Source organism: Pseudoalteromonas sp. DL-6 (assembly GCF_004328665.1).
Taxonomy (GTDB): Bacteria; Pseudomonadota; Gammaproteobacteria; order Enterobacterales; family Alteromonadaceae; genus Pseudoalteromonas.
The window spans coordinates 865,062-884,265 of sequence record NZ_CP019770.1 but is presented as its reverse complement, the minus strand read 5'-3'; the positions used below and the strand labels follow the sequence as shown (position 1 = coordinate 884,265).

Genomic DNA, 19,204 nt, shown 5'->3' with positions numbered 1-19,204 from the left:
CTAAAAATGCTACGGGGAAATAAAGCATGTGGCTTGAGCGACTGAGACGTCGATTAGCAAAACCAAAAACATCCGTACAATTATGCTTATTAGGCGTAAGTGCCGGATTAATTGCTGCATTTTTTATTATACTGTTCCGCTTAACCATTTTATTTTTTCAAAGTTTATTTCTAGAAACCCCTGACGATTTTACCACCCTACCCACTTTAGAACGGGTATTAATGCCTTTAGTCGCAGCGTTATTAATAGCTACATTTGCCGCTTTCACTGGCTTTAAACATTACCGCTTAGGTATTCCTTTTGTAATACACAGAATCAAGCGCCATTACGGGCAAATGCCACTGTATAACACGGTTAATCAGTTTGTTGGTGGTGCACTGGCGCTGATCAGCGGTTTTTCTGTTGGCCGCGAAGGCCCATCAGTTCACATGGGAGCAGCAGGGGCGAGCATATTAGCAAATAAATTACACTTACCTCACAACGCTATGCGTACCCTCAGTGGTTGTGGCGTTGCCGCGGGAATTGCTGCGTCGTTCAATACCCCGCTTGCTGCGGTTATATTTGTAATGGAAGTGGTGCTCAGAGAATACAAAGTGCATATTTTTGTGCCGATAATGCTCGCAGCCGTTACCGGTGCATTAGCCACTCAATTTGTATTTGGTGAAGGCTCAGAACTTGCGCTAATAAGCATTGCCCCCTTAAGTGGGTGGCATTACCCCTATTTAATTTTGTGCGGCATGGGGCTGGGCGCGGTGGCTTATGCTTTTAATCAAAACTTAATGCTGATTATTAAAACCTTTAAACCACTGAGTATGTTTCCTCGTTTAATAATTGCAGGGTGTATTGCCAGCTTAATTGCCTATGCAGTTCCACAAGCTATGGGCTCAGGGATGAGTGCGATAACTATTGCTGTAGAGTCACCTGAAAACATGCAACTACTTACCACTATTTTAATTGCTAAGTTATTAGCCACCTTGTTTGCTATTGGCTTAGGTATTCCTGGTGGGTTAATTGGTCCGGTTATTGGACTTGGCGTTTTAACCGGCACTTTAATGGCATTTTTTGCCCAGTTTATTAGCCCAGGAACTGACATAGCTGGTACTTATGGGGTGCTCGGCATGGCAGGCTTACTAGCTGCCACATTGCACTCTCCCTTAGCGGCACTAACTACCGTGATGGAGCTGACCTCTTCACCGGAAATTATTGTACCGGCGATGATCGTCATTACCACCGCCTACGTTACAGCTTTGCAGGTGTTTGGTAACCGCTCTATATTTTTACAGCAATTAGACTTTCAGGGATTACCTTACCATGTATCTCCCGCCACTGAAGCCCTACAAAAAGTAGGGGTGATGGATGATATGGATGAAGACTTTAAACTGCTCTACTCCGATGATAAAGAGCAAATAAAAAACAGCCTAGATGCCATGGACAGCCAAACACCGTTAATTGTGTTTGACGAAGAAAATGGTTATCGCCTAGCTGAATATGACTTAAGTTTAATGTCTGATCAGGCGGTCAATATAAAATACATTAGCTTACAAGGTATTAGCAGCCAAGCCACCCTTGCAGATGCATTTGAAATTTTAAATGATAAACGCAGTGGCGCGCTTTATGTGTATAACTTGCTAGATAATCAACAAATTATGGGATTACTACGGTGGGATCAAATCCACCATATTCTAACCATACGCAACAGTTTACTTTAACAATAATGAGAACAGTATGAGCGCATTATTAATTTACAAAACCTTGCACGTATTTTTTATGATTGCTTGGTTTGCCGGTATTTTTTACCTACCTCGCCTTTTTGTTTATCACGCTATGAGTGAAGAAAAATCGTGTAACTCAATGCTAAAAGTAATGGAACGTCGGCTACTTTATTTTGTTACTCCCTTTGCTGTGCTTACCGCAGTATTTGGCGTGTTAACCATCTTTGAATACGGCCGCGAATGGTTTCGTTACAGCATGTGGTTGCATTACAAACTAGTGCTGGTAATCATTTTATATATTTATCATGGCTACTGTTTCAAGTTATTAGCTGATTTTAAACACGATAGAAATACTAAAAGCGATCGGTTTTACCGAATTTTCAACGAACTACCTGTTTTAGCGTTACTCGTAATAGTTGCCTTAGCCATAATTAAGCCAAGCTTTTAAATACAGGATTATAAATTACACTGCCAAGTCGCAAACTAAGTTTGTATAATACGCGCGATTGCGTGCTCCTTTATGGATTATCGCGCCTTTTTGAATAACTAGGAATAACCCCATGTTCAGTTTCCAAGGTGAAAATATACTCTCTGTTAATCAACTCGATCGAGACTGTATTGAACGTATATTTACTGTGGCAAAAAAAATGGAGCCATACGCTAAAAAACAAAAGCGTACCAATGTGCTTGAAGGCGCTATTTTAGCGAACCTGTTTTTTGAACCTAGTACGCGTACTCGTGTTAGTTTTGGCACTGCGTTTAATTTACTCGGTGGACTAGTTCGTGAAACCACCGGTATGCAAAGCTCAGCGCTTGCTAAAGGCGAGTCTCTATATGATACCGCACGTGTTATTTCAGCCTATGCTGATGCGGTTGCAATGCGCCATCCTGACTCAGGCTCTGTAGCTGAATTTGCAACAGGCTGCAGCGTACCAGTAATAAACGGTGGCGATGGCCCTAATGAGCACCCTACTCAAGCACTGCTTGATTTACTAACCATTGAGCGTGAACTTAGCCGCTTCGATCAAAATATTGATGGTATGCACATTGCGCTAGTCGGCGATTTAAAATATGGTCGTACCGTTCACTCGCTATCAAAGTTATTATGCCATTACAAAGACATTCGATTTTCAATGGTCGCCCCTAATGGCTTACAAATGCCTGACTCGATTTTATCTGCCGTTGAAAATGCAGGACATAAAATTGAGCTGGTCGATAAAATGGAAGGTAACTTAGCAGCCGATATCGTTTATCAAACACGCATTCAAGAAGAGCGTTTTCCGTCGCAAGAAGAAGCCAACAAGTACCGTGGTGGATTTAGAATTAGCCAGTCTATTTACAATAGCCATTGCAAACCTAATTCGGTATTAATGCATCCGCTTCCTCGCGATAGCCGTTTAGAGGCAAACGAACTTGATAACGACTTAAATGCTAACGACAATCTAGCAATATTCCGCCAAGTACAAAATGGCGTTCTTATTCGTATGGCACTGTTTGCTTTAACCCTCGGCGTAGAAAACAAAGTTGAGCAGTATGAAGTAGACGTTCCTTGGTTTAGCCGCAAACGCGATAGCTAAGCTCTTATTTTTAAAGTGATAAAACAATAGGATTTTTCATGACAATTAGCCAAGACTTATTTAAACGAGCTCAAGACTCTATTCCTGGTGGGGTAAATTCACCAGTGCGTGCTTTTAATGGTGTAGGTGGTACTCCGCTGTTTATTACTAAAGCACAGGGCGCGTTTACATTTGATGCTGATGGCAACCGTTACATCGATTATGTTGGCTCTTGGGGTCCAATGATTATGGGCCACAATCACCCTGAAATTAAACAAGCAGTGCATGATGCGGTAGAAAATGGTTTAAGCTACGGAGCGCCTACTGAAGCTGAAATTTTAATGGCTGAAAAAGTTAAAGAGCTAGTACCATCAATCGAAAAAGTACGTATGGTAAGCTCAGGTACCGAAGCAACAATGAGTGCAATTCGCTTAGCCCGTGGCTTTACTGGTCGTGACAAAATCTTAAAATTTGAAGGGTGTTACCACGGCCATGCAGATTCACTGCTAGTAAAAGCCGGCTCTGGTGCATTAACTATGGGTGTACCTAACTCTCCGGGCATTCCTGAAGATTTAGCTAAGCATACACTCACGGTATCGTTTAACAATATTGAAGAAGTGAAAGCTATTTTTGCTAAATACGCCGATGAAATCGCGTGTATTATTGTTGAGCCAGTTGCAGGTAACATGAACTGTATCCCACCAGTACCTGGCTTTTTAGAAGGACTGCGTGAAGTCTGTGATCAGTACCAATCTGTGCTTATTTTTGACGAAGTAATGACAGGTTTTCGTGTAGCCCTTGGTGGCGCTCAGGCTTACTACAACATCAAACCAGACTTAACCTGTTTAGGTAAAGTAATTGGTGGTGGCATGCCAGTAGGCGCGTTTGGTGGTAAAACAGAAATTATGGATTACATCGCACCTGTAGGCCCAGTTTATCAAGCGGGTACACTTTCAGGAAACCCAATTGCTATGGCTGCAGGTTTAAAATCACTTGAGTTACTAAGTGCACCTGGCGTTCACGAAAAATTAGAAGCTATTAGTAAAGCGATTTGTGAAGGCTTTGAAGCTGCAGCTAAGAAAGCAGGCATTGCCTTAACGACTAACTACGCTGGCGGCATGTATGGCTTTTTCTTTACTGATGCAGAAAAAGTAACTACTTACCAACAAGCCACTGAATGTGATTTAGAACGCTTTAAAAAGTTCTTCCACTTAATGCTTGAAGAAGGAGTTTATTTAGCACCATCAGCGTTTGAAGCCGGTTTTGTGTGTGCTGCGCACACAGAGCAAGAAGTTCAAGCAACAATTGAAGCGGCAGAGCGCGCTTTTGCTAAGCTATAACGTTTAGCTCATATGAATGCTTACTCATAAAAAAGCCCTTTCGGGCTTTTTTTGTTTTTATTCCTTAGCGAATACATTGGGGTCTTGGTTTAAACTCACTGGCTCTGAGTGGTAGTTGAATCACTTTTCCACAGCCTGGTGGTGCTTGCTTACCTGTTTGCTCGTTAACAAATGCCCACCGAATTGAAGGCGGACGCGTATCGGCAATAGCTTGCGGATTTAGCGGTTTTAAATAACGAATATAGGTTTCAAGCGCCCCTACACTACCAGTCAAACCGGTGCTTTTATTATCGTCACGGCCAAGCCATGCAACCGTCACTGTATTTTGATCAAACCCAGCAAACCAGCTGTCGCGTAATTCGTTACTGGTACCTGTTTTACCTGCGAGCTGAATCGACGGAAAATGTAAATTTAAGCGTTTAGCGGTGCCATCTTTAGTTACCCGCTTCATAGCGTATTTGGTCATATACATGGCATCTTTAGCAAAACGTTGTTCGTTACTCACTTTATGCTTATAAAGTACTTTACCAACCGAGTCGGTTAACGCAGAGATAGACGTCAGCTCTCTATATTCGCCATCTGCAGCAATAGTGGTATAAAGCTGCGCCACTTCAAAGCTCGACATTTCAATAGCCCCTAATAACAACGATGGGTATTCATTAATATAACCTTTAGCTCCTAAGCCCCTGAGCGTGTTAGCGACTTTATCGACCCCAACATCAAGCCCTAAGTTAACTGCCGGAATATTAATACTGTGGCTAAATGCTTTATAAAGTGGCACAGCACCTCGATATTGACGATCAAAGTTTTCAGGCTGCCAAATATTTCCCTCTTCATTAGTGACTTGAACAGGTGAATCATCAAGCAACGTCGCTAAATTATAATGAGGAAGCTGCAGTGCACTTAAATACACTGCCGGTTTAACTAATGAGCCAATATTGCGTTTGGTATCGAGCACGCGGTTAAACCCTGAATAGCGCACATCACGTCCGGATACTAGCGCTGATACACCAGCTTTTTCAACATTAATGGAGATCATCGCCGCTTCTAATTCTTTGGTATTTGGACGTCTTTCCAAGTAAGGTAAACTGGCCTGAATCGATTCTTCCATTGCGGTTTGTTTTTGCAAATCGAAGTAGGTAAATACGCGTACTCCCGCATCTAATACTTCTTGATCAGGTAGCAGTTTTTTCAGTTCGCGATTAACCAACTCTAAGTAACCTGGGTAAGACTTTTGCAAGCTGGCTTTCATTGGCGCAATATCAATGGCGCGCTTTAACGAGGCTCGATACTCTTTGGTGGAAATAAGTTTATTATCGACCATTAAACGCAGCACTAAGTCACGACGCTCCATAGCACGTTCTTTGTAACGTCGTGGATTGTAATAAGAAGGGCCTTTAACCATGGCCACCAGCAGGGCAATTTGGTCGTACTCGAGTTCATCAACGGGTTTTGCAAAGTAAAACTCGGCCGCTAATCCCATACCATGCACACCTTGGTTATAAGACTGACCTAGGTAGACTTCGTTTAAATAGGCCTCGAGAATCTGATCTTTTGAGTAACGATAATCAAGAATAAGCGCAATAAAGGCTTCATTGATTTTGCGTACTAACGAACGTTCGCGAGTAAGGTAAATATTTTTAGCTAGCTGTTGCGTGAGTGTGCTGCCCCCTTGTACGGTTCTTCCTGCGCGAATATTGGTATACAAAGCGCGTAAAATAGAAAATACCGATACCCCGTGATGCTCATAAAAATCGCGGTCTTCGACCACTAACAAAGCATTTTTAAGCATGTCTGGAAATTTATCTAATGGCACAAATTCACGGTCTTGTTTTGAGTCATTACCTATACGGGCTATTTGTACAGGCTCTAATCTGGCAGTGTTTAAGCGACGACCAAATTTATCCTTAATACTGGCAACCTTTTCTCCAGAAAAGCGCAGTTCAATTACATGAGCGCTCTCTAAACCATCATAAAATTCAAAATCACGACGAAAAATCTTAATACTATTGGCTGCTTTAATATATTGCCCTGTGCGGCTCAAGCGATTAACTGCCGTGTAATTTAAACGTTTAAGCTCCCATAAAACTTCTTGCTCAGATAAAAACTGCCCTGGGAAAAAGGTCATTGAACGCGCATACACTTGGGCTGGAAGTTGCCATTTATTGCCCTCAAATTGGCGGGTGATTTTTGCATCAAGATAAATAAAATAGAGTGCTACAGCGATGAAAGTCGCCAGACTTAGTTTCCAAAAAATAGAAAACAACGTTTTTAAAAATGGCCGTTTAGCCGAACTTGCGGCTTTTTTTGCAGCACTTTTTCGCGCTGATGTTTTAGATGACTTAGTAGCACGCTTAGTCGGGGATTTACTGGTCGGTGTTTTCTTTTTTTCAGCCATTTAAGTGTAATATATTCCAAAGGTTGATTTAACGCGAAGAGCTTATCACATTACTCTAACACCTGAAAAATTAACCCTCCCTGAAATCAAAAAAGCCCTAACTCAGTAGGGCTTTGATTGAACACACAATACTTTTACTTTTAATTACTTCTTACTGAAACAAACTCTGGGTAAGCATCAATACCACAATCATGTTGATCCATACCGTTTAGCTCTTCCTCTTCGGTAACACGAATACCCATGGTTTGTTTTAAGACTGCCCAAACAATGAATGAAGCGATAAACACAAAGCCAATGATACATAGTAAACCAATTAACTGTGCCACAAGGTTAGCCTCGGCATTAGTAACCGGCACTAATACCACACCTAATATGCCACATACACCATGCACAGAGATGGCACCTACAGGATCATCAATTTTCACTTTATCAAGTGCCACAATGCTTAGTACAACCAAAGATCCACCTAGTAGGCCATATAAACACGCCATTAATGGTGATGGTGATAATGGATCTGCAGTAATAACCACTAAGCCTGCAAGTGCGCCATTAAGTACCATGGTTAAATCTGCCTTACCCCATAATAACTTACATAAGAACAAGGCTGATATTGCACCCATAGCTGCAGCAGCATTGGTGTTAAGTAGTATTTGACCTACTGCAGTTGCATTTTCTTTATCTGAAATTAATAACTGTGATCCACCGTTAAAGCCAAACCAACCCATCCATAAAATAAATGTACCCAATGTAGCAAGTGGCAAGTTTGAACCTGGAATTGGGTAAATTTCACCATTTTTACCATATTTACCTTTACGTGCACCCAGTAGAATTACACCCGCAAGCGCTGCAGCTGCACCGGTTGCATGGACAATGGCAGAACCTGCAAAATCAACAAAGCCTAATTCAGATAAGAAGCCACCACCCCATGTCCAGTAACCTTCAATTGGGTAAATTAATCCTGTTAGTACTACTGTAAACACTAAGAAAGCCCATAACTTCATACGCTCCGCTACGGCGCCAGATACAATAGACATAGCCGTTGCAACAAATACTACTTGGAAGAAAAAATCAGACTCTAGTGAATGATCGGCGTCTGCCGCTTGACTACCTATTAGGCCACCAAATGAAGGAATTATTCCGCCTTCAACGTTGTCTACATACATAATGTTGTAACCGACCAACAAAAACATAGTACAAGCGATAGAATAAAGTGCGATATTTTTAGTTAGAATTTCTGTGGTATTTTTTGAGCGCACTAAACCTGCTTCTAACATTGCAAAACCAGCTGCCATCCACATAACTAAGATGCCAGAGATTAAAAAGTAAAACGTATCGAGCGAAAACTTCAGCTCTATAATTGTATTTTCCATGTTGCCCCCTTAAATAGCATCATCATCAAGTTCGCCAGTACGAATACGGACAATTTGATCTAAGTCGTAAACAAAAATTTTGCCGTCACCAATTTTGCCCGTTCCAGCAACTTTGGTAATGGTTTCTACAACGCGTTGGCAATTTTCACTACGAGTGGCAATTTCAAGTTTAATTTTAGGTATAAAGTCAACTTGGTACTCTGCACCACGGTATAACTCCGTATGACCTCTTTGACGTCCAAACCCCTTAACGTCAACCACGGTCATTCCTTCGATGCCTAAATCAGCGAGTGCTTCACGCACATCATCTAGTTTGAATGGCTTTATTATTGCACTGATCATTTTCACAAAGGCCCCCTTAGGACACTAGCTTGTTATTGTATTTGCTCTATGCAATCCAACCTTTGTGCCACCTTTAAATTACAAATAAAAACAGAGGGTTATTAAATTAAATAATATAAAAAACAAAAAAGCGCACCATTTAGGTGCGCTTTTTTTAAGCAAAATACAGAATTGGTGCGAGTCGATAAATACGCAAATAATCGTCTTTAACTAACCGTTACACTCTCGCCAAATACACATTGATAATGTATTTAAGATTAAAGTTACTCTGTCGCATCGAAAGACAAAGCCGGTTTTTTAGCATCACTTAGCCATATTGACTCCATAGTTTGCACCACTCGAAAGTGAAACTCTTCATGGGTGAAGGGTTTAGTTAAAAAGTCATTCGCACCTGATTTAATAAATCGTGCAGCAACGCCATAACTATATACATCAGCTAAACCAATAATGGCCAATTGCTCACGGCTTTTAATATTACGAATAGCTCTAATTAATTCAAAACCATTCATACCTGATAAGTTATGGTCAGTGATCACTAAGTTGATAGCCTGATCATGCTCAAGTATATGAAGAGCTTGCGCACTATTATCAACAGTAATGACGTCAAACAATTGTTTTTCGAGCATTTGCTTAACCAAGCTACTGCTCAATAAGGAATTATCTACAACCAGCGCTTTGCGCCCCTGGTTACGCAATAACTGTGCTACAAATTTTATGGCGTAAAGATAAGAGTCGCGATTATCTTTAATGACGTAATCGATAATACCTAATTCCAGCATTTTTAAACGTGTATGTTCATCTGTTTGCGTTGTCATCACCAACGTAGGGATACCTTGCGACAGTGTAAAGCGGGTTATATCAGTATCGATTTGACCACCAACAGATAAATCAACCAACGCAAGCGAATAACTAGTTTGATTTAGTAACTTTTTACATTGAGTAAGTGACTGAGCGAAATCAACCCGCACATCAAGGTAATGCGCAGCAATATGTTTGAGTACCTGCTGTACCCTTATATTATCTTCAACAATTAAAACCCGTTGCATAAACTCCCTTTCATTTACGTTCACCCTTTAAGGTGCTTGTGCGTTTTTTAAAAATCACTTTGATATAAAGTAAAGCTTAGCGACTGATTACTTAAAAAACTTAATCGGTAATTACATAGACTCAACGATTATTATCGGCAGCTAGTCTCATTACTTTTGTTTTTTACTCAAATATCGCTATAACTGCAGTACATAAAATAAAAAGGGTTTCTTATGAAATTTAGTCGAAGTCTATTTTTACCCATTGCCGCAATTGCACTCACATTTACAAGTGCAACATTTGCCGATAATCAACGCCGTATTGATATCGACAGTAAAGTGGTTACTCAGCATAAAGCAAAAATAAATAACGAACGATTTTCGTATACGGTAGCAACAGGCACACAACCAGTATGGGATAACAAGGGAGATGCCATCGCAACCCTTCAATACACTTACTACACCCGCGATAAAGTAGATGACAGAACAAAGCGTCCATTACTTATTTCATTTAATGGTGGCCCAGGCTCAGCATCGGTTTGGATGCATTTAGCTTACACCGGCCCTCGTGTTTTAAAAATTGACGACGAAGGCTACCCAATTCAACCTTATGGTGTAAAAGATAACCCTTATTCAGTCTTAGATGTCGCCGATATCGTTTATGTAAACCCTGTAAATACAGGTTATTCACGTGTTGTAGAAGATAAAGACGGTAACCTTCTACCTAAAGACAAACAAAAAGAGTTATTTTTTGGCGTTAATGCCGATATAAAATACCTAGCAGAATGGCTTAATACTTTTGTATCTCGAAATGAACGTTGGCGCTCTCCAAAATTTTTAATAGGTGAAAGCTATGGTACAACGCGTGTATCGGGTTTAGCGCATGAGCTGCAAAATAGTCAGTGGATGTACGTTAACGGTGTTGTACTCGTTTCACCTACCGATATTGGTATTAAACGCGACGGTCCAGTAAAAGCAGCTAATCGCCTACCTTACTTTGCAGCTACAGCGTGGTATCACAAAGCACTAAACGCCGATTTACAAGCAAAAGACTTAGACGAGCTATTACCAGAGGTTGAACAGTTTACTGTTAATGAGCTTATTCCAGCGCTTGCAAAAGGCGGTTTTATTGCGCCAGAAGAAAAACGTCGTATTATTAAAAAAATGGCTGAATATGCAGGTTTATCTGAAACATTTGTGAGTCAAAACAACTTAGATATTCCAACACAGTTTTTTTGGAAAGAGTTATTACGTGAGCGCGGACAAATGGTCGGGCGACTGGATTCGCGTTATTTAGGTATAGATAAGCGCGATGCCGGTGAATCACCGGATTACTGGGCAGAGCTTACATCATGGCTGCACTCTTTCACTCCTGCAATTAACTATTACCTTCGCGAAGAGCTTAATTACAAAACTGATATCAAATATAACCTATTTGGTAACGTTCACCCATGGGACAGAAGCGGCAACAATACCGGTGAAAATTTACGCTTAGCTATGGCTCAAAACCCTTTTTTAAATGTGATGGTTCAGGCGGGTTATTTTGACGGTGCAACCAATTACTTTGATGCCAAGTACACCATGTGGCAATTAGATCCAAGTGGTAAAATGCAAGATAGATTAAGCTTTAAAGGCTACCGCAGTGGCCACATGATGTATCTACGCCATGCAGATTTAGAAAGCTCTAATAACGATTTACGCGAGTTTATAATGCAGTCTTTACCCAAAGACGGTGAATCTGCTAAATACTAATTAGCCCATATCCACTTAAAAAAGTGACCACTTAGGTCACTTTTTTGCTTATAACCGCGGCAATTCGCCATGTGTACAATCCCCAGTACGGATGACGGTTGACTTTGCTGTGTACTGCTTAGTAGCAAGTATTTCAGCTAAATTTATTAGCGTCTTAAGGGTGCTTTTTAAAGCGACCCGATTATTTAACCATGTAGGTATCTTGCCGCCTGGTAACGCATACACTTGATAACTAATGTGTAAATTTTTCGCCTGCTGAGTTAACAACCACGTTGCATTTAAGGTGCTTATTCTTATTACCCCTTTAGTTTGAGGTAAAAAATCTGGGCGCGCGTGAATACTAAGTTGCGTTTGCAAGTCATTCACTTTTGTATAGCACGAATAAGTAATCACGTCCCTGTTACTAACAGGCCAAGGGGAGTCAATATAACTATAAACAAGATTTTCTGAAGGGTTCAAACTTTTGAGTAACGTAACCTTAGTAATATTTTCTATCCAGCTAGGAGCTGTATCGGTATCACTGAGTAAAGCAACTAAATCCTCTGCGGTGACATTGTTAACCACCGTTTCAGCTTTCATTTTCAAGGTATCGTCAGTTAAACGCTGAAAATAAACACTCACACCTTGTTTGCTTTCGTACAATTGCCAAGCAGGCTGTGAATCAGCTTTTATAGCAAAACACAAAAGTGAAAAAATCATGCACTTTTGCAGCAAAGTCCGGCCACAAAAGTGCTTAGTCATTAAAGCCAATAGGGTTCTGTATCAAATGAAGCGTGTCGACTTTGCTCCATGGCACTGACTAAAAAGTCAGATTTTTGTTCTAACCATAGTTGTATTTTTGCCAGTTGAGCATCTTCTTGCCCGCCACACAGCTGTTTTAAATAATCAAGCGTGCTTAGCTCATACATACCATGAGAAATATCCAGCCAAGGAAGCCTAAACTCTAATCGCTCATCTTTATTAAATAGTGCGCCTAAACAGTTACCACTGAGTAAACTGTTTTCTAATTGAGTGCGAAAGTTTAAGTAATCATTACCGGCTAAACTTTGCTCTTTAGGGAGTAAACGGTGTAAGTTTTTCCAATCTTTATCAAATAAGCGATGAGCAATATCCACAATAGGTTGCTCTGCATTTTGTAACTCTGCTTGGCTCCAATCTTTACGCCACTGCTTGTTTATTAACCATGTGGTTAAGCTCAGCAATAAACGGTTGTAGCGGGCACTATGAAAGAGCGAAAAAATATCGTCAATGCTCGGCTGTAACTCTTTTAAATCGTTAATAACTTGCGTTAACGCTGGGGCGCTATTTATTTTTTTATAAAAAGCGTGGCGCTTTGAGGTATAAGTTTTTAACTGAATTGCATTTTCAACCCATGCTAATTCGCTTAATAACCACTTAAGTTCGGTTCTAAGATGCTCGGTACTTTCTTTACTCACAATATCGTCAAACAGCCAAAAGTTATGGCGAATTAAACTAATGCCATCGGTTACGCGCTTTAATGTTTTTAAGCTCGGCTTATCGAAATAGCATTGCTCGTGTTTTTGCACAAAGCGAATACCAAAACCCATAGCTTCAATAAGGGCTTGCTCTTGAGTCGCTTGCTTATTGAGTTTAACAAAACCGATTGATTTACTTGGTTGTAACGGTGAGTCATCCGCAAGACGATAACCTCTTGCTGCTTTTGAATAGAGTCCTAAACGAATATTATTTTGGCTCACTAATACATCGGCAAAAGCAAATAGCTCCTCACGACTGCCTTCAACCAGCTCGATTTCAAGCTCGCTGATGATTTCTACTTTACCTGACGCGGCGACTTCACCTTTATCTAATACCACTTCAATTTTGGCACCATTTTGCGTTTCAATTAACCACGTACGGCGAATGAAATTAGTACTAAATATAGGATATAGATTTTGTGATATGGCATCTATTTGCATACCGTGAGGCCAAATTGATGAATCAAACGCCATTAGATTTGGTCGATTTGTTTCTATTGGAAGGTTGTATTCTGGGCGCTGATGTAAGCCCCCTACTACTTCTCCTGCCAGCTTGATTGTTTGCTCACAGCGCTCGTCTGTACAACGCGTTCTAAAACCAATATCGAGTGCTCTTAGCTCTCTGCTTGGTGTATCAAAATAAGCATTTTGCAAACTTTTAGAAGGTTTGTTTGTGACTGTTTTTGCAAATTGAGTAATTAATGAGGGGATCAGTGGAATGACGTCATCTGATACCAAAAATTTCAGTTCTATCTCAGTATCCATTAGGCTTGCGGATTACCCTTAAAATTAATAAGTGCTCAAAATAAACAAAGCAGCCCTATATTGCAAATTTTTTAGTCATAAACCCGCATGCAAAATACCCTGGTTACAATATCTGTCTTGCTATTAAACTATTAAATCCATACTATCTATATACTTATGCGAAATAAAAATCACGTTCACAACGGACACTGCTAGATTAACAAGGTAGATAAATGCTAAAACACTGTTTACTATGGCTGCTTTTAACAGCCGCCCCGTTTATGAGCCAAGCAGAGGAAGCTCAATCAACGTCGCCAACTAATGCTAAAACAGCTTATATAATCGATAACTTGTATACTTTTATGCGCTCAGGTGCCAGTAAAGACTATCGCTTACTCGGTTCAATAGATGCAGGTACACAACTCACTTTGTTATCTGATGAACAAAACGGCTTTATAAAAGTTAAAGATGATAAAGACCGTGAAGGCTGGGTAGAGGCAAAATTTATCAGTGAATCAGCTGGTTTGAAACAACAATACCAAGCGCTTAATAACGAAATGAGCACTATTCAGAATAGACTTCGCCAAGCGCAAGTTGATTTACCTGAGCTGCAAGAGCAAAACTCACAGCTAACCGAACAAAACGCGCAACTATTAGCACAAATTAGTCAACTACAAGGTGAACTTTCTCAAGAGCAACAACTAAAACAAGCAACCAGTGCTAAAGAAAAACGCCAGTTACTTACATATGGCGGAGCCATTGCATTTTTAGGTTTGTTCTTAGGAATTATCTTAACTATCGTGTTATCACGTAGAAAACGCTATGAAGGTTGGGCATAAGCTTAACTTACTATAGCAGGCATAAAAAAAGCATCATTTGATGCTTTTTTTATGCCTGCTATAGTTTATTTTTAATAAAATACTCTGCATTACATATCTAAACGCAGTCCAGGGTCTTGTTTGATTTTTTCTATCACCATGTACGTGTGATGAGTTCCGACTCCTGGGATATCAACCAAATCACCTAATACTTCTCTGTATTCGTCCATGTTGGAAACGCGAATTTTTAATAAGTAGTCATAGCCACCGGCTACCATATCACATTCAACAACCTGCTTAATTTTAAGAATATGCTCACGAAATACTTTAAATACCGCTGTATTTGAGGTGACTAACGATACCTGTACGTGGGCCACTAAGCTTTGGTTAAGTTTTTCCTCACTTAGCTTGGCGAAGTAACCCTCAATATAGCCCTCTTGCTCTAAACGTTTAACCCTATCTAAACAGGGACTGGGGCTTAAATTAACCTGCTTTGCGAGGTTAACATTTGAAATTCTACCATTGCGCTGCAAAACGTCTAAAATTGATATATCGATACGATCAAGCAGGCGTAATCTATTCGGATTAGTCATATCAGTATTTTATATGGATAAGTTAATAATATGCCCTGTAAATTATCGTAAAACGGCAAAATTAACCAGCATATTCTGCTGGATTTTAATTAGAATGCACGCTTTACACCAACAACATTTAGCGATAATTAACAATTATCCTAAGTCTTAACACTCCTGAGGGTTGCTTATGTTATTCAATGGCGATTTAACAACGACTTGTCCGATCAGACAAAAGATCCGTGACTTTTACCGTATTGATGAAAATGCGGTTATTGATCACATTTTACCACTTGCAGAAGTCGGTGTTAAAGCACGAAGCCGTGCATGGGAAAGAGCTCGCCAAATAGTTTTAAACATTCGTAAAGACCAAGATGGTCAAAGCGGTGTTGATGCGCTATTAAATGAATTTTCACTATCGAGTGAAGAAGGTGTGGTATTAATGTGTTTAGCCGAAGCACTGCTTCGCGTTCCTGATAAAGCAACTCAAGAAACATTAATACGTGATAAATTAGCAAATGGCGATTGGAGCTCTCACTTAGGTAGTAGTGATTCTTTATTCGTTAATGCCTCGTCTTGGGGATTATTAGTAACCGGTAAAATGGTTAACTATAACGACAAAACGAAAGAGCAGCAGTTTGGCATACTTAAAAAAACAATTGGTCGTTTAGGCGAGCCTGTTATCCGTAAATCTGTGAACTTTGCGATGAAGATAATGGGTAAGCAATTCGTAATGGGTCGTACCATTAACGAAGCAATTGAGCGCGCTGCTGAAAAAGAGCAAAAAGGCTATGTATATTCATACGATATGCTAGGTGAAGGCGCTCGCACAATGAAAGACGCTAAGCGTTACTTTGATAGCTACATGAATGCGATTCATGCTATCGGTAAAGCGGCGAATGGTCGTGGCCCGATTAAAAGCCCGGGTATTTCTGTAAAGTTATCGGCTATTCATCCGCGTTATGAATTCACTCATAAAGAACGCGTAATGGAAGAAATCGTTCCAAAACTAAAAGAACTTGCACTTGCCGCTAAAAAATACGACATCGGGTTTACTGTTGATGCTGAAGAAGCAGACCGTTTAGATATTTCACTCGATGTAATTGAAGCGGTATTTAGCGATGACGACCTTGGCGATTGGCAAGGGTTTGGCTTAGCGGTTCAGGCTTATCAAAAACGCGCTATTTTTGTAATTGAATGGTTAACAGACCTAGCAACCCGCGTGGGTCGCAGAATGATGGTGCGTTTAGTAAAAGGCGCATACTGGGATACCGAAATCAAAACCACACAACAAGATGGTTTAGATTTTTTCCCGGTGTTTACGCGTAAAGCAACCACAGATGTGTCATACAAAGCGTGTGCGATTAAAATGCTTGAAGCACGTGATGTACTTTACCCGCAATTTGCAACACACAACGCCTATACTGCTGCGACTATTTTAGAAGTAGCGAAAGGTGATAACCAAGGTTTTGAATTCCAACGTTTGCACGGTATGGGTGAATCTTTATTTGACCAAATCGTTAATGAAGAAAAAATTCAGTGTCGTGTATATGCTCCGGTAGGCCAACACGAAGACCTGCTTGCTTACCTTGTTCGTCGTTTACTAGAAAATGGCGCTAACTCATCATTTGTAAATGCCATTGTAGATACCACTCAACCGGTTGAAGCATTATTACCAGATCCTGTTGAAACGCTGCAAGGTTTACGTAATAAGTACAACACGCAAATAAAAATGCCAATTGATTTATACGGTGAAGAACGTGCCAACTCAAAAGGTATGGATTTAACTGATATTAACGTGATCACCCCGTTTAAAGAAAATTTAGACACTTGGTTTGAAGAACACTTAATTGAAGAAAGCCAAGTACCTGAGGGTGCACTGGCAGTTAAAAACCCAGCAAACCATAAAGAAATTATTGGCCATATTAAATTACAAAATAGCGATGAAATGAAAGTGTTGCTAGCCAACGCTGAAACCGCATTTGAATCATGGTCGCAAACACCTGTAAAAGAGCGCGCTAATTTATTGCGTCGCGTTGCTGATATCTTAGAACGTCATCATGATGAACTTGTTGCTATCTGTATTAAAGAAGCAGGTAAAGTAGCACAAGATGGTATTGATGAAGTTCGTGAAGCGGTTGATTTTTGTCGTTACTACGCAGCCCGTGCTGAAGAGCTTGCGCAAGATGAGCGCTTTGAAGCCCGTGGTGTTATTTTATGTATTAGCCCATGGAACTTCCCGCTCGCTATTTTCTTGGGTCAAGTTGCAGCGGCCATTGTTACCGGTAACACGGTTATTGCAAAACCAGCAGAGCAAACCAGCTTAATCGCACTTCGTGCCATTGAATTAATGCTATCAGTTGGTTTACCTGAGCACGTTGTACAGCCTGTGATTGCTCGCGGTAGCGAAGTAGGTAAAACCATTGTTCCTGATGAGCGTATTCAAGCTGTTATGTTTACAGGTTCAACTGAAACGGGCACGCTTATCTCGCAAACATTAGCAGCACGTAACGATATTCAGGTGCCTTTAATTGCAGAGACTGGCGGCCAAAACTGTATGATTGTTGACTCAACAGCGCTTCCTGAGCAAGTTGTTGATGATGTTATCAGTTCTGGTTTCCAAAGTGCAGGTCAACGTTGTTCAGCATTACGCGTACTCTTTATTCAAGAAGACGTAGCTGATGGCATTATCGATATGCTTAAAGGCGCACTTGCTGAGTTGCACATTGGCGACCCATCATTACTCTCTACAGACGTAGGCCCTGTAATTGATGAAAAAGCGCTGAAAACACTCAACGACCATGTTGAATACCTAAAGGGTAATGCAACACTTCACTATGAGTGTAAAATTCCTGATAACAGCGAAAACGGTGCGTTTTTCTTTGCCCCACGTTTATACGAAATCAAAGACTTATCGGTATTAAAGCGTGAAGTATTTGGCCCGTGTGTACACGTGATCCGCTTTAAAGCAAGTGAGCTTGATAGTGTTGTCGACCAAATTAACAACACCGGTTACGGCTTAACAATGGGTATTCATTCTCGTATTGAAGAGCGCTGTGAACACTTAGCTAAAATGTCGCGCGCAGGTAATGTTTACGTAAACCGTAATATGATTGGTGCGATTGTTGGCGTGCAACCCTTTGGCGGCCGTGGACTATCAGGTACTGGCCCTAAAGCCGGTGGACCAAACTACTTACAACGCTTAATAAAAGAAAAAGCATCACCAGATAACGTACAAATGACTAACCTAACGCCAGACGAGCTTGATTTACACCACTACAGTGGCGCAAATGAGCAAGTAGAAAAGCTGATGGTTAACTCTATGCGCGATGAAAAAATCTGGCGTGCAACGCCACTTAACGACCGTGTTTCTGCGGTACGTCAGTTATTAGCGAAAGTAGCGACGGTTGAAATTATTGACGACCTCGCGGACGATTTAGCATTAACACTTGCAGATGCTCGCGCTCAGTTAAACCGCTTAGAAAAGCACATGCGCAAATATACAACCTTACCAGGGCCAACAGGTGAGTCGAACACACTTCACCTTGAAGCACGCGGCTGTGTAGTATGTTACGCAGATAAAAGCACCTCATTTAACTTTTGGGCACTATCAATTATTACCGCACTTGCTGCTGGTAACACAGTAATAACGGTAGCATCTGAAATATTTTATGATGAAGCCGTTGCTTTTAGAGATAAGTTTATCGCAACCGGCGTTGCTGAAGGTGTTTTCCAAGTAGCTAAACCAAACCAGTTACAAGCTATTTTGGCGCATCCTCACCTAGCCGGTGCGGTAGTTGCTGCACGTTCTTCTCGCTTAGGCTACTTCAGCCAACAGCTTGCACAACGTAAAGGCGCTATACTGCCAGTGATCAGCTCTGAGTATTACGACACGCTAATTAAGCGCTTAATTACTGAAAAAACCATCAGTATAGATACAACAGCATCAGGCGGTAATACTTCTCTGATGACACTTGTTGAAGATGATGAATAGCAATTAATTCATTAATATAAATAAAGGCATCTATTTGATGCCTTTTTTATTCCTATCTAAGTATTTATTTGTTAATTTATCAAAT

The 19,204-nt window shown here is 40.6% G+C and carries 14 protein-coding genes; 7 read left to right on the top strand and 7 right to left on the bottom strand.

The genetic code is table 11. The annotated features are described in order from the left end of the window. Window positions 1–26 precede the first annotated feature (26 nt). The 4 genes from B1F84_RS04065 (at window position 27) to hemL (ending at window position 4,608) form a co-directional block, all read left to right on the top strand. Entirely contained in the window at window positions 27–1,709 is a 1,683-nt protein-coding gene (locus B1F84_RS04065; protein ID WP_010391078.1) for a chloride channel protein, read from the top strand. Window positions 1,710–1,725: 16 nt separating this feature from the next. After that, window positions 1,726–2,160 carry a CopD family protein gene (locus B1F84_RS04060; protein ID WP_008111866.1) on the top strand — a complete coding sequence of 145 codons (435 nt, stop codon included), beginning with the start codon at window positions 1,726–1,728 and terminating at the stop codon, window positions 2,158–2,160. A gap of 112 nt (window positions 2,161–2,272) precedes the next feature. Continuing rightward, a complete protein-coding gene (locus tag B1F84_RS04055; RefSeq protein ID WP_008465459.1) occupies window positions 2,273–3,289 on the top strand; it encodes an aspartate carbamoyltransferase in 1,017 nt (338 codons plus the stop codon). Window positions 3,290–3,327: 38 nt separating this feature from the next. After that, entirely contained in the window at window positions 3,328–4,608 is a 1,281-nt protein-coding gene (gene hemL, locus B1F84_RS04050; RefSeq protein WP_069440337.1) for a glutamate-1-semialdehyde 2,1-aminomutase, read from the top strand. Between the two features lie 64 nt (window positions 4,609–4,672). Here hemL and mrcB read toward each other — a convergent pair whose 3' ends face one another. The 4 genes from mrcB to B1F84_RS04030 all read right to left on the bottom strand — a co-directional run bounded on the left by mrcB (window position 4,673) and on the right by B1F84_RS04030 (window position 9,764). Beyond that, window positions 4,673–7,006: a penicillin-binding protein 1B gene (gene mrcB, locus B1F84_RS04045; RefSeq protein ID WP_076919983.1), complete on the bottom strand. Its 2,334-nt coding sequence runs from the start codon at window positions 7,004–7,006 to the stop codon at window positions 4,673–4,675. A gap of 140 nt (window positions 7,007–7,146) precedes the next feature. Continuing rightward, on the bottom strand, window positions 7,147–8,376 hold the full coding sequence (locus B1F84_RS04040; RefSeq protein ID WP_054202014.1) for an ammonium transporter: 1,230 nt from the start codon (window positions 8,374–8,376) through the stop codon (window positions 7,147–7,149). A gap of 9 nt (window positions 8,377–8,385) precedes the next feature. Further along, entirely contained in the window at window positions 8,386–8,724 is a 339-nt protein-coding gene (locus tag B1F84_RS04035) for a P-II family nitrogen regulator (protein WP_010391070.1), read from the bottom strand. 257 nt (window positions 8,725–8,981) lie between these two features. After that, complete coding sequence (locus B1F84_RS04030; RefSeq protein WP_010391069.1) at window positions 8,982–9,764, bottom strand: response regulator; 783 nt, start codon at window positions 9,762–9,764, stop codon at window positions 8,982–8,984. Between the two features lie 213 nt (window positions 9,765–9,977). On the opposite strand from B1F84_RS04030, the gene B1F84_RS04025 reads away from it, so the two are divergent. Next, window positions 9,978–11,495 carry a carboxypeptidase gene (locus tag B1F84_RS04025; protein WP_131690650.1) on the top strand — a complete coding sequence of 506 codons (1,518 nt, stop codon included), beginning with the start codon at window positions 9,978–9,980 and terminating at the stop codon, window positions 11,493–11,495. A 48-nt stretch (window positions 11,496–11,543) separates the two neighbouring features. Here the strand turns inward: B1F84_RS04025 and B1F84_RS04020 are convergent, their stop codons facing one another. Then, window positions 11,544–12,236 carry an START domain-containing protein gene (locus tag B1F84_RS04020; protein WP_131690649.1) on the bottom strand — a complete coding sequence of 231 codons (693 nt, stop codon included), beginning with the start codon at window positions 12,234–12,236 and terminating at the stop codon, window positions 11,544–11,546. Further along, a complete protein-coding gene (locus tag B1F84_RS04015) occupies window positions 12,236–13,756 on the bottom strand; it encodes a CYTH and CHAD domain-containing protein (protein WP_131690648.1) in 1,521 nt (506 codons plus the stop codon). The genes B1F84_RS04020 and B1F84_RS04015 overlap by 1 nt, the downstream gene beginning before the upstream one ends. A gap of 212 nt (window positions 13,757–13,968) precedes the next feature. Here B1F84_RS04015 and B1F84_RS04010 point away from each other — a divergent pair, with 212 nt between their 5' ends. After that, a complete protein-coding gene (locus tag B1F84_RS04010) occupies window positions 13,969–14,574 on the top strand; it encodes a TIGR04211 family SH3 domain-containing protein (RefSeq protein ID WP_131690647.1) in 606 nt (201 codons plus the stop codon). An 89-nt stretch (window positions 14,575–14,663) separates the two neighbouring features. On the opposite strand, the gene B1F84_RS04005 is transcribed toward B1F84_RS04010, so the two are convergent. Further along, a complete protein-coding gene (locus tag B1F84_RS04005) occupies window positions 14,664–15,146 on the bottom strand; it encodes a winged helix-turn-helix transcriptional regulator (RefSeq protein WP_016899359.1) in 483 nt (160 codons plus the stop codon). A gap of 169 nt (window positions 15,147–15,315) precedes the next feature. Here B1F84_RS04005 and putA point away from each other — a divergent pair, with 169 nt between their 5' ends. Beyond that, entirely contained in the window at window positions 15,316–19,119 is a 3,804-nt protein-coding gene (gene putA / locus B1F84_RS04000; protein ID WP_008110901.1) for a bifunctional proline dehydrogenase/L-glutamate gamma-semialdehyde dehydrogenase PutA, read from the top strand. The last annotated feature ends 85 nt before the right edge of the window (window positions 19,120–19,204 follow it).

What these genes read in the sequence shown, in the direction of transcription:
- B1F84_RS04065 (WP_010391078.1), top strand. Translation starts at nt 27, where the DNA reads ATGTGGCTTGAGCGACTGAGACGTCGATTAGCAAAACCAAAAACATCC.
- B1F84_RS04060 (WP_008111866.1), top strand. Translation starts at nt 1,726, where the DNA reads ATGAGCGCATTATTAATTTACAAAACCTTGCACGTATTTTTTATGATT.
- B1F84_RS04055 (WP_008465459.1), top strand. Translation starts at nt 2,273, where the DNA reads ATGTTCAGTTTCCAAGGTGAAAATATACTCTCTGTTAATCAACTCGAT.
- hemL (WP_069440337.1), top strand. Translation starts at nt 3,328, where the DNA reads ATGACAATTAGCCAAGACTTATTTAAACGAGCTCAAGACTCTATTCCT.
- mrcB (WP_076919983.1), bottom strand. Translation starts at nt 7,006, where the DNA reads ATGGCTGAAAAAAAGAAAACACCGACCAGTAAATCCCCGACTAAGCGT.
- B1F84_RS04040 (WP_054202014.1), bottom strand. Translation starts at nt 8,376, where the DNA reads ATGGAAAATACAATTATAGAGCTGAAGTTTTCGCTCGATACGTTTTAC.
- B1F84_RS04030 (WP_010391069.1), bottom strand. Translation starts at nt 9,764, where the DNA reads ATGCAACGGGTTTTAATTGTTGAAGATAATATAAGGGTACAGCAGGTA.
- B1F84_RS04025 (WP_131690650.1), top strand. Translation starts at nt 9,978, where the DNA reads ATGAAATTTAGTCGAAGTCTATTTTTACCCATTGCCGCAATTGCACTC.
- B1F84_RS04020 (WP_131690649.1), bottom strand. Translation starts at nt 12,236, where the DNA reads ATGACTAAGCACTTTTGTGGCCGGACTTTGCTGCAAAAGTGCATGATT.
- B1F84_RS04015 (WP_131690648.1), bottom strand. Translation starts at nt 13,756, where the DNA reads ATGGATACTGAGATAGAACTGAAATTTTTGGTATCAGATGACGTCATT.
- B1F84_RS04010 (WP_131690647.1), top strand. Translation starts at nt 13,969, where the DNA reads ATGCTAAAACACTGTTTACTATGGCTGCTTTTAACAGCCGCCCCGTTT.
- B1F84_RS04005 (WP_016899359.1), bottom strand. Translation starts at nt 15,146, where the DNA reads ATGACTAATCCGAATAGATTACGCCTGCTTGATCGTATCGATATATCA.
- putA (WP_008110901.1), top strand. Translation starts at nt 15,316, where the DNA reads ATGTTATTCAATGGCGATTTAACAACGACTTGTCCGATCAGACAAAAG.